Raw genomic sequence first — 9,715 nt, 5'->3', positions numbered from 1 at the left:
CTCAGCCCGCCAGCACCGCGCGGAAGGCTGCGGCATCGACATGGTCATGCTCGGCGATCGCCACCAGCGCGGTGCCGCGCGGCTCGCCCCGGCGCCAGGGACGGTCATACTGATGGCGCACGCGGCTCCCCACCGCCTGAACGAGCAGCCGCATCGGCTTGCCCGCCACCGCCGCATAGCCCTTCACCCGCAGCACCTTGTGCTCGCGCGCCAGCCGCTCGATGCGGGCGACCAGCTCGGCCGGGTCGGCGATCTCGCCGAAGGTCACGACGGTACTGTCGAAATCCTCATGCTCGTGATCGTCGGCGCCGTCATGGTGCGAGGGGCGCGCGGCGAGGTCGTCCTCGGCCGCGGCGCCCAGCCCCAGGATCACGCGCGGGTCGATCGCGCCCTCGCGGATCTCGACCACCGGCACCGGCCGCGGCGCCTCGGCGGCGATCACCGCGCGGGCGGCGGCGACGCCCTCCGGTCCCGCGAGATCCACCTTGGTGAGCAGCACCATGTCGGCGCAGGCGAGCTGGTCCTCGAATACTTCGGCCAGCGGCGTCTCATGGTCGATCCCCGGATCGGCCGCACGCTGCGCCTCCAGCGCAACCAGATCGGGCGCGAACCGGCCTTCCGCCACCGCCTCGGCATCGGCCAGTGCGAGCACGCCGTCGACGGTGATGCGGCTGCGGATCGCCGGCCAGTCGAACGCCTTGAGCAGCGGCTTGGGCAGCGCGAGGCCCGAGGTCTCGATCAGGATGTGGTCGGGGCGCGGCTCCAGCGCGAGCAGCCGCTCGACCGTGGGGATGAAGTCGTCGGCGACGGTGCAGCAGATGCAGCCATTGGCCAGTTCGACGATGTTCTCGGCGGGGCAATCGGGAATGGCGCAGGATTTCAGGATTTCGCCGTCGACGCCGAGCGTGCCAAATTCGTTGACGACCACCGCCAGGCGGCGCCCTCCGGCATTCTGGATCAGGTGGCGGATCAGCGTGGTCTTGCCGGCGCCGAGAAAGCCGGTGACGATGGTAACGGGGACCTTGGACAGGTCGGTCATGCATGTCTTCCCCCGCGCCCGAGCGAACACGCGGAGGGGCTTGCCGGACCAAACGTCCAGCCGGCGCGCGACGACGGGCGGGCGCGAAGAACGCCCGACACCACGCGACCGTGCAGCCCCAGCCGCACAGCTTCGTCGCTCGAACGGAAGCAAGACCGTGCCGCGGCCATCCCCTGGACCAAGGCAAGAGCGACCGTTGCGCCGGCAGGTCTCCTGGCTCGCGGGTCACGGCACGCTGCACGCCTTCCCAGGCCGTCGTGGCCCAGTGGCTGCCTCTCACAAGGAGGCCAGTGCATCGCGCTATCCGCTCACAGTTGCAGGGACAGCCGCGGATTTGGGGAAAGCTCCCCGCACCGCATTCCCGATTAAGCCCCTTTATGGGGCACCGGCGCGATCTTTGGTGAAAGCCCGTGAGAGCCTTCGCCCAAGTCTCTAGACCCGCACCTCGATCTCGTCCAGCCTCTGCCACCGATAGATGGCGACGCTGATCACCCAGCAGGCGACGAATAGGGCGATGATCGCGAAACCCAGCCCATTGAAATGCGCCCCCAGATTGGCGGCGAGGCCGAACGCCCCGCCGGTCCAACCCATCTTCTCCCCGATCAGCGCCAGCGCCTCGATGCCGCCGATTCCGATCGCCACCAGTGCCGAGATGAGCGTGATAGTGATGTTGTAATAGAGTTTGCGGATCGGCTTCACGAACGCCCATCGATAGGCACCGAGCATCACGACGCCGTCCAGCGTATCCACCAGCGCCATCCCAGCGGCGAACAGCGCCGGCAGCACCAAGAGCGTGCCGAGCGACACGCCGTGTGCCGCCTGCCCCGCCGACATGCCGAGGATCGCCACTTCGGTGGCCGTATCGAAGCCCAGACCGAACAGGAAACCGAGCGGCGCCATGTGCCAGCTCTTGCGCACGAGTCGGAACATGGGCCCGAACAGCCGGGACAGCGGCCCGCGCGCGGCGAGCAGCAGGTCGAGGTCGTCATCCACATAGGCACCGCCGGCGCGGACGTGCCGGAAGGTCTTCCAGACCGAGCGCAGGATGAGGAGGTTCATCGCGGCGATGGCGAACAGGAACAGCGCCGAGACGGCGGTGGCGATCACCCCGCCGACTTCCTGAAACGCGCCCATGCCCGTCAATGCGTGGGTGGTGAGCGCGACGGCGGTGGCGGCGATGGCGATGATACCCGAATGGCCGATCGCGAACCACAGGCCGGTGGCGATCGGCCGCTGGCCGTCGTTCATCAGCTTGCGGGTGACGTTGTCGATCGCGGCGATGTGATCCGCATCGACGGCATGGCGCAGCCCCAGCCCCCAGGCGAGCAGCGCGGCGCCGAGCATCAGCGGCTCGGCGTGGAACAAGACGAACGCCCAGCTCCAGGCGGCGAGATTGGCGGCGATCAGGCCTGCAAACAGCAGGGCGATGCGCGAACGCAAGGAAGGAACGGGCACGTTTCGGTACTCCGGCGGCGTCGTGCGACCTGGCGGGAGCCTTGCCGCACGCGGCCGGCCCGCACCCCGGCCGGACGCCATGAGCGACCGACGCGCGAACCCATGGCGGCCCCCGCCGCTCATGCGTCGCTCAGACGGAGTACACCGTGCCGCGGTCATCCCCTGGACCAGGGCAAGAGCGACCGGACGCCGGCAGGTCTCCTGGCTTGCGGGTCACCGCGCGCTGCACGCCTTCCCAGGCGTTGCCGCCCAGTGGCTGCCCCTCGGACGGAGGCCAGTGCATCGCGCTATCCGCTCACAGTTGCAGGGACAGCCGCGGATTTGGGCGCCGGAGCGCCCGCACCGCATTCCCGATTAAGCCCTGGTCAGGGCACCGGCGCGATCAACACGCTGGTTAGGGGAGCGCGACGCGGCTGGCAACCGCCGGTACGCGCGATTGACGTCCCTCGCTCAGCGGCTAGGCTTTCCGCCAAACCGAAGCTGGGGATCTGTTCATGTCCATGCCGTTCTTTGCCGCCGCTGCTGCGGCGCTCGCGCTTGTCAGCGCACCGCTGCCCGCGAGCCAGGCCGAGGCGCAGGCGCTGGAATTGTTGAAGCGCGGCATCGCCTATCGCAGCGTGGCGGGGCCCGGCAACCAGACGCCGGCCTACGCCGCCTATCTGAAGTCCGTGCTGGTCGCAGGAGGCTTTGCCGATGGCGATGTGGAGATCGTGGCGATGGGCGATACGGCCTATCTGGTCGCGCGCTATCGCGGCACCGGCAAGGCGAAGAACGGCGCCAAGCCGCTGCTGATTTCGGGCCATATGGACGTGGTGGAAGCCAAGCCGGCGGATTGGACCCGCGATCCGTTCACTGCAGTGGTGGAAAACGGCTATATCTTCGGTCGCGGCGCGACCGACATGAAGTACGACATCTCGACGATGGTCGCCACGCTGATCGATCTGAAGCGCAGCGGCTTCCGCCCCGGCCGCGATATCGTGCTGCTCCTCTCCGGCGACGAGGAGACGGCAATGAAGACTACCGCGGCGATGGCCGATCGGTTTCCCGACGCGGAAATGCTGCTCAACATCGACGGCGGCGGGGGCGGGCTGGACGAAGCGGGCAAGCCTACCACCTTCGGCATCGACGGCGCCGAGAAGACCTATGCCGATTACGAGCTGACGGTGACCAATGCCGGCGGCCATTCGAGCGCGCCGCGCAAGGACAATGCGATCTATGCGCTCGCCCATGCGCTGGCGAAGATAGAAGCCCATAGCTTCCCCGGGCAGGTGGACGCGATCACCCGCGCCAGCTGGGAAGCCGCAGCGAAGGAAGCGACGCCCGAACGGGCGGCGGTGATCCGCCGGTTTGTCGCCAACCCGCAAGATGCCGAAGCACTGGCCCTGCTACGCGGCGATCCCGCCACGGTGGGACAGACCGGCACCACCTGCGTCGCAACGATGGTGAGCGCCGGCCACGCCACCAACGCGCTGCCCCAGCGCGCGACCGCCAACGTTAACTGCCGCATCTTCCCCGGCACGCCGGTGGAGGCTGTGCGTGCAACGCTCGCACAGGTGGTGGGCGACCCGACGGTGCAAATCCGCACGCTGGACAGCGGCAGCGTCGCCAGCCCGGCCTCGCCCCTTCGCCCCGATGTGATGCAGGCGGTTACCAAGGCGGTCCAAGCCCGCTTTCCCGGCGTGCCGGTGGTGCCGGCGATGAGCGCGGGGGCCAGCGATTCGATGTGGTTCCGCGCCAAGGGCATACCCAGCTACGGCGTGAGCCCGAAGTTCATGAAGGACAGCGATAGTTTCTCGCATGGACTGAACGAACGTACGCCGCTGAGCGAGATCGCTCCGTCGATCACATATTATCGCAGCCTGCTGACCGCGCTGGCCGGCTAAAGCCAGCCGAGCTCGCGGAAGCTGGCGATGCCGGCGCGGGCGATCACCAGGTGATCGGCCAGCCGCAAGTCGAGCGGCTCCAGCGCACGCAGCAGCAGGTGCGTGGTCGATCGATCGGCAGGACTGGGCGTGGGATCGCCGCTGGGATGGTTGTGCGCCATCAGCACCGCGCGCGCATCGAAGGCCAGCGCATCGGCCACCACCGCACGGACCGGCACGTCCAGCCGGCCTGCGGCCTGGCCGGCGACGTGACGCATGCCGAGCAGTCGCCAGTCGCGATCGAGATAGGCGAAGGCGCCGATTTCCTGCGGTGCATCGGCCAGCCGAACGAACAGCCCGGTTGCCGCCCGCAGATCGGCGATGCGCAAGGGGGAATGCCGCACCAGCATCGCATCGGGGTGCCATGACGGCGTGCCCGCGCGAAGCGGGATCGGCTCCGGATCGGAGGTCCGAAGTGGAGCAAAGGCGGATGACTCGGGCGCCTGCCGCCGCTAGGTTCCGCGCCATGCAGCAATATCTCGACCTGATGGCCCGCGCGCTCAACGACGGCGTGGAAGTGATGGACCGTACCGGCACCGGCACCCGCAGCGTGTTCGGCGCGCAGATGCGGTTCGATCTGCGCAAGGGCTTCCCCCTTTTGACCACCAAGAAGCTGCATATCCGATCGATCCTGATCGAGCTGCTGTGGTTCCTGCGCGGCGACACCAATGTCCGCTGGCTGCAGGAGCGCAAGGTGCGCATCTGGGACGAGTGGGCCGACGAACAGGGCGATCTAGGCCCCGTATATGGCAAGCAGTGGCGCGACTGGGAGTCTGCCGACGGCCGCCATATCGATCAGATCGCCGAACTGGTCCACACGCTGAAGACCAACCCCGCTTCGCGGCGGATGGTCGTCTCCGCCTGGAATCCAGGCGAACTGGGCGCGATGGCGCTCGCGCCGTGCCACTGCCTGTTCCAGTGCCATGTGGCGAACGGCCGGCTGAGCCTGCAGCTCTACCAGCGTTCGGCGGACATCTTCCTGGGCGTACCGTTCAACATCGCCAGCTATGCGTTGCTCACCCATATGCTGGCGCAGCAGGCCGGGCTGGAGGCGGGCGACTTCATCTGGACGGGCGGCGATTGCCACCTGTACCTCAACCATCTCGACCAGGCCCGCGAGCAGCTGGGCCGCACCCCCGGGCCGCTTCCCCGGCTGGAGATCCTGCGCCAGCCGCCGGCGATCGACGCCTATGCATTCGAGGATTTCGTGATCCACGACTATGTCGCCCAGCCGCACATCAAGGCGGACGTGGCGATATGATCACCTTTCATCTCGCCCGGGCCGACAATGGCGTGATCGGCCGCGACGGCCAGCTGCCGTGGCGGCTGCCGGCGGACCTGAAGCGCTTCAAGGCTCAGACCATGGGCCGGCCGATGATCATGGGGCGCAAGACATTCGACTCCTTTCCCTCGCCACTGCCGGGCCGCCGCCATATCGTGCTGACCCGCGACACCGACTGGCACGCCGAGGGAGCTGAGGTTGCGCACACGTCGGATGCGGCGCTATTGATGGCGGGCGCGGATGCTGCGGTGATCGGCGGGGCGGAAATTTTCGCGCTGTTCCTCGACCACGCCGACCAGATCGAACTTACCGAAGTCCATCTGGATGCCGATGGCGACGCGCTTGTCCCCGCGTTCGATCCCGGAGTTTGGCGCGAAACCGCACGCGAGGACCATGCCGCCGAAGCCGACCGCCCGGGCTATAGCTTCGTAACGCTCGCAAGGCGGCGATGAAGCAGGGGGTCCTGATTGGGCTGTTCGCGGTGGTCGCCACCGCCGGGATCGGCTTTTTCGGGATCGCCCCGGTGGTGGTGGAAGCGGGGATGAACCGGGTGGTCGCCACCGCCCTGCCCCGCGTGACGACGCAGACCCGCAGGCTGCACGCCAGGCTCGCCATCGCCGACCTGCATGCCGATACGCTGCTCTGGCGGCGCAGCCTGCTGGACCATGCCAATCGCGGCCAGGTGGATCTGCCGCGGCTGCAGGCGGGCAATGTCGCGCTGCAGGTCTTTTCCTCCGTCACCAAGACGCCGCGTCACCAGAATTACGACGCCAACGACGCGGACAGCGACAATATCACGCTGCTCGCCATCGCCCAGCTGCAGCCGCCGCGCACCTGGCGCTCGCTACTCCAGCGTTCGCTGTGGCACGCCGAGAAGCTGGCGCGCGCCGCCCAAGGATCGGACGGGCAACTGCGCGTGATCCGATCGGCCGCTGACCTAGACACGCTCCTCGCCGATCGTGCGCGGGGGAAATCGGCCGTGGGCGGGCTGCTGTCGATTGAAGGATTGCACGATATCGAGGGCGATATTGCCAATCTCGACCGCCTGTACGCTGCCGGCTTCCGCATGGCGGGTTTCGCACATTTCTTTGACAATCGCGTCGCCGGGTCGATGCACGGCATGGCGAAAGGCGGACTGACCCCGCTGGGCCGACAGGTGATGCGCCGGATGGAGGCGATGGGCATGATTGTCGATGTCGCCCATGCCAGCCACGCAGCGGTTGCCGATATCCTCGCGATCGCGCGCCGCCCGGTAATTTCCAGCCATGGCGGCGTGCAGGCGACATGCAAGATGAACCGCAACCTGACCGACGAAGAGATCCGCGGCATCGCCCGCACCGGCGGCGTCATCGGCATTGGCTATTGGGACGCGGCGATTTGTTCGACCAGCCCAAGGGCGGTGGCGGAAGCAATCGCCCATGTCCGTGACCTGGTGGGCGTCGATCATGTTGGACTGGGATCGGATTTCGACGGTGCGGTGGCCACGGGGTTCGATGCGTCGCAGCTGTTGCTGGTGACGCAAGCGCTGGTCGATCGCGGCTTTTCGGAACAGGAAATAGCCAAGGTGATGGGCGGCAACGTCTTGCGCGTGCTGCGATCGGGGATGGTGCCGCAGCGCTGACGCCCGGCAAAGCGCCCCCAACCCATTGGCATCGCCCGCACCGATCCCTATAGCCAGCCGCATGCAGCGGCTGGACGGCGGCTCGGCGGTTCCGCTTCCCCTCCGGGGCGCGATCGTCGCGCTCGGGAATTTCGATGGCTTCCATTTCGGGCACCAGGCCGTGGTCGGCCGGGCGGTGGAACGCGCGCGGGCAGAAAGCCGGCCGGCGATCGTCGCTACGTTCGATCCCCATCCCCGCCGCTTCTTCCAGCCAGATGCGCCGCCCTTCCGCCTGACGACGTTGGACCAGCGCGAGCGCCTATTCGCCGCCGCTGGCGCCGATGCCATGCTGGTCTTCCATTTCGACGCGACGCTGGCGCGGCTGTCCGCGCGCCAGTTCGCAGAACAGCTGATCGAAACGATCGGCGCGGCGGGCGTGGTGACGGGCGAGGATTTCACCTTCGGCAAGGGCCGTGAGGGCGATGTCGCGACGCTCGCCGCATTAGGCACTGCGCTGGGCTTCACGGCGGAAGCGGTGGCGCCAGTGATGCAGGAAGGCGCGATCGTCTCTTCCAGCCGCATCCGCGCGCATCTGCAGGTGGGCGAGCCGCGCGAAGCCGCGGCACTGCTCACCCGGCCCTTCGCGATTGCCGGCGTTGTGGAAGGCGGCGCCAAGCTCGGCCGGCAGCTGGGCTATCCCACGGCAAACATGCGCCTCGGCAAATATCTCCGCCCCGCCTATGGCATCTATGCCGTGCGCGGGCAGCTGGCCGACGGGCGCGTACTGGACGGGGTTGCCAATCTGGGCATCCGTCCCAGCTTCGACCCGCCGGTGGAGCTGCTGGAGAGCTATTTCTTCGATTTCAGCGGCGACCTCTATGGCCAGACGGTAGAAGTCGCGCTGATCGACTATCTCCGTCCCGAGGCGAAGTTCGACAGCCTGGAAGCACTGACCAAGCAAATGGACGCCGATGCGGCTCGAGCGCGGGAGCTGCTGAAGGCCTGAACTGCCGCGGTCAGTGTGGCAGGAAGCTTTTCACCAGCGAGCCTGCAACCAGCGCCCAACCATCGACCAGCACGAAGAAGATGATCTTCATCGGCAGGGCGATCGTCGGCGGCGGCAGCATCATCATGCCCATCGCCATCAGCACGGCGGATACCGCCAGATCAATCACCAGGAACGGCAGCAGCAACAAGAAGCCGATCTCGAACGCGCGGCGCAGTTCGGAGATCATGAAGGCCGGCGCGAGCGTCGTCAGCGGCGTTTCCGCCCGCGTCGCGATCTTCTTGTTCGCCAGATCGGCGAACAGCTTGAGATCGCTGTCACGCACCTGGCCAAGCATGAACTGGCGAAAAGGCTCGGTGGTCTTCTCGAACGCCACTGTCTCGGTCAGCTTGCCCTTGGTGTAAGGCTCGACCCCGTCGGCCCATGCCTTTTCGAAGGTCGGCGCCATCACGAAGAAGCTGAGGAACAGCGCGAGGCTGATGATAACCGGGTTCGGCGGAACGCCGGGCGTACCGATGCCGGTGCGCAGCAGTGACAGCGCCACCACCATCCGGGTGAAGCTCGTCACTGTCATGAGCAGGCCCGGTGCAAGGCTGAGCACCGTCATCATCAGGACGAGCTGGATCGCCTTCGCCGAAAGCGGTCCTTCGCCACCGATGCTGATGGTCGCACCCTGTGCCGGTGCGGCCACCTGCGCGTGCGCCGCAACGGGAAGCACGATCAGCAGGAAGGCCGCGACGAGGAATTTACGCATTGAGCGCCTCGCGCACCGCGCGCTTGTTCCAGCGCGTGGTGTCGCGCGGGGCGCGGGTACGGGCGGCTGCACGGGCGCGGGCGCGCGACCCGGTCGCCGCGGCGGGCTCGGGATCGGCGGGCGCGGGTTCGGCATCGTTCGCCGCGACAAGCGCGCGCGGTTCGGGCGCGGCCGCAGGGACGGGCTCCATCTCGGTCGACGGCACGAACTCCGCTGCAACGGGCGCCACCAACTCGGGCGTAGGTTCGACGGCAGGCGCTTCGGCGTCGGGGCGGATACGATCCACCATCGCGCGGAAATCGAGCTTGCCGGCCAGCTTGGCCACTCCGGCCTTCAGCGTGGCGACGTCGTCCTCGATTCGAGCGGGCGCTTCAGCGGGCACTTCGGCAGTCGGCTGCACCGGCGCCACGATCCCGGTTTCGATCGTCGCATGGCCTTCCGGCCCGATCAGGATCAGGTGCTCGCATCCGTCGCGACGGATCAGCGCCACCGACCGCTTGGCGTCGACGGCGAGACGTTCGACCAATTCGACGCGCTTGCGCCCGCCCCCGGCCACGCGGCCCGGCAAGCGCAAATCATAGCGTCGCACCGCCCAAAGGGCACCAGCGAGCATCCCCAGCACCAGCCCGAGCGCACCCAGGGTACGCAACATCGACA

10 protein-coding genes and 2 riboswitches are annotated in these 9,715 nt (G+C 67.7%); of the genes, 5 read left to right on the top strand and 5 right to left on the bottom strand.

Features of this window, described 5'->3' with window-relative positions; translation table 11 throughout:
- Position 1 precedes the first annotated feature (1 nt).
- Both cobW and B215_RS0104865 read right to left on the bottom strand, forming a co-directional pair.
- Complete coding sequence (cobW, locus tag B215_RS0104870; RefSeq protein WP_019368507.1) at positions 2-1,039, bottom strand: cobalamin biosynthesis protein CobW; 1,038 nt, start codon at positions 1,037-1,039, stop codon at positions 2-4.
- A gap of 186 nt (positions 1,040-1,225) precedes the next feature.
- Positions 1,226-1,444: riboswitch (cobalamin riboswitch) on the bottom strand.
- Positions 1,445-1,471: 27 nt separating this feature from the next.
- Positions 1,472-2,494, bottom strand: coding sequence for a HoxN/HupN/NixA family nickel/cobalt transporter (locus tag B215_RS0104865; protein WP_037513141.1), 1,023 nt, complete (start codon positions 2,492-2,494; stop codon positions 1,472-1,474).
- Between the two features lie 174 nt (positions 2,495-2,668).
- Positions 2,669-2,887, bottom strand: a riboswitch (cobalamin riboswitch).
- Positions 2,888-2,994: 107 nt separating this feature from the next.
- On the opposite strand from B215_RS0104865, the gene B215_RS0104860 reads away from it, so the two are divergent.
- Positions 2,995-4,377, top strand: coding sequence for a M20/M25/M40 family metallo-hydrolase (locus B215_RS0104860; protein ID WP_019368505.1), 1,383 nt, complete (start codon positions 2,995-2,997; stop codon positions 4,375-4,377).
- Here B215_RS0104860 and B215_RS0104855 read toward each other — a convergent pair.
- On the bottom strand, positions 4,374-4,745 hold the full coding sequence (locus tag B215_RS0104855) for a JAB domain-containing protein (RefSeq protein ID WP_236704386.1): 372 nt from the start codon (positions 4,743-4,745) through the stop codon (positions 4,374-4,376). The two genes, B215_RS0104860 and B215_RS0104855, sit on opposite strands and share 4 nt — an antisense overlap.
- 137 nt (positions 4,746-4,882) lie before the next feature.
- Here B215_RS0104855 and B215_RS0104850 point away from each other — a divergent pair, with 137 nt between their 5' ends.
- The 4 genes from B215_RS0104850 (at position 4,883) to B215_RS0104835 (ending at position 8,304) form a co-directional block, all read left to right on the top strand.
- Positions 4,883-5,677: a thymidylate synthase gene (locus B215_RS0104850; protein ID WP_019368503.1), complete on the top strand. Its 795-nt coding sequence runs from the start codon at positions 4,883-4,885 to the stop codon at positions 5,675-5,677.
- Positions 5,674-6,150 carry a dihydrofolate reductase gene (locus B215_RS0104845; RefSeq protein WP_019368502.1) on the top strand — a complete coding sequence of 159 codons (477 nt, stop codon included), beginning with the start codon at positions 5,674-5,676 and terminating at the stop codon, positions 6,148-6,150. Before B215_RS0104850 ends, B215_RS0104845 begins: the two co-directional genes overlap by 4 nt.
- A complete protein-coding gene (locus tag B215_RS0104840) occupies positions 6,147-7,319 on the top strand; it encodes a dipeptidase (RefSeq protein ID WP_019368501.1) in 1,173 nt (390 codons plus the stop codon). Before B215_RS0104845 ends, B215_RS0104840 begins: the two co-directional genes overlap by 4 nt.
- A gap of 61 nt (positions 7,320-7,380) precedes the next feature.
- Positions 7,381-8,304 (top strand): bifunctional riboflavin kinase/FAD synthetase, encoded by a 924-nt coding sequence (locus B215_RS0104835; protein WP_019368500.1) that lies wholly within the window; start codon positions 7,381-7,383, stop codon positions 8,302-8,304.
- 10 nt (positions 8,305-8,314) lie between these two features.
- On the opposite strand, the gene fliP is transcribed toward B215_RS0104835, so the two are convergent.
- Together fliP and B215_RS21230 are read right to left on the bottom strand one after the other, a co-directional pair.
- Complete coding sequence (fliP, locus tag B215_RS0104830) at positions 8,315-9,058, bottom strand: flagellar type III secretion system pore protein FliP (RefSeq protein ID WP_019368499.1); 744 nt, start codon at positions 9,056-9,058, stop codon at positions 8,315-8,317.
- Positions 9,051-9,710 carry a flagellar biosynthetic protein FliO gene (locus B215_RS21230; protein ID WP_236704385.1) on the bottom strand — a complete coding sequence of 220 codons (660 nt, stop codon included), beginning with the start codon at positions 9,708-9,710 and terminating at the stop codon, positions 9,051-9,053. Before B215_RS21230 ends, fliP begins: the two co-directional genes overlap by 8 nt.
- Positions 9,711-9,715 lie beyond the last annotated feature (5 nt).

This window comes from Sphingomonas sp. ATCC 31555, from assembly GCF_000282895.1.
In the GTDB taxonomy this organism is placed as follows: domain Bacteria; phylum Pseudomonadota; class Alphaproteobacteria; order Sphingomonadales; family Sphingomonadaceae; genus Sphingomonas.
This window is presented reverse-complemented; position numbering and strand designations above follow the sequence as displayed.

What these genes read in the sequence shown, in the direction of transcription:
- B215_RS0104850 (WP_019368503.1), top strand. Translation starts at nt 4,883, where the DNA reads ATGCAGCAATATCTCGACCTGATGGCCCGCGCGCTCAACGACGGCGTG.
- B215_RS0104860 (WP_019368505.1), top strand. Translation starts at nt 2,995, where the DNA reads ATGCCGTTCTTTGCCGCCGCTGCTGCGGCGCTCGCGCTTGTCAGCGCA.
- B215_RS0104840 (WP_019368501.1), top strand. Translation starts at nt 6,147, where the DNA reads ATGAAGCAGGGGGTCCTGATTGGGCTGTTCGCGGTGGTCGCCACCGCC.
- fliP (WP_019368499.1), bottom strand. Translation starts at nt 9,058, where the DNA reads ATGCGTAAATTCCTCGTCGCGGCCTTCCTGCTGATCGTGCTTCCCGTT.
- cobW (WP_019368507.1), bottom strand. Translation starts at nt 1,039, where the DNA reads ATGACCGACCTGTCCAAGGTCCCCGTTACCATCGTCACCGGCTTTCTC.
- B215_RS0104845 (WP_019368502.1), top strand. Translation starts at nt 5,674, where the DNA reads ATGATCACCTTTCATCTCGCCCGGGCCGACAATGGCGTGATCGGCCGC.
- B215_RS21230 (WP_236704385.1), bottom strand. Translation starts at nt 9,710, where the DNA reads ATGTTGCGTACCCTGGGTGCGCTCGGGCTGGTGCTGGGGATGCTCGCT.
- B215_RS0104835 (WP_019368500.1), top strand. Translation starts at nt 7,381, where the DNA reads ATGCAGCGGCTGGACGGCGGCTCGGCGGTTCCGCTTCCCCTCCGGGGC.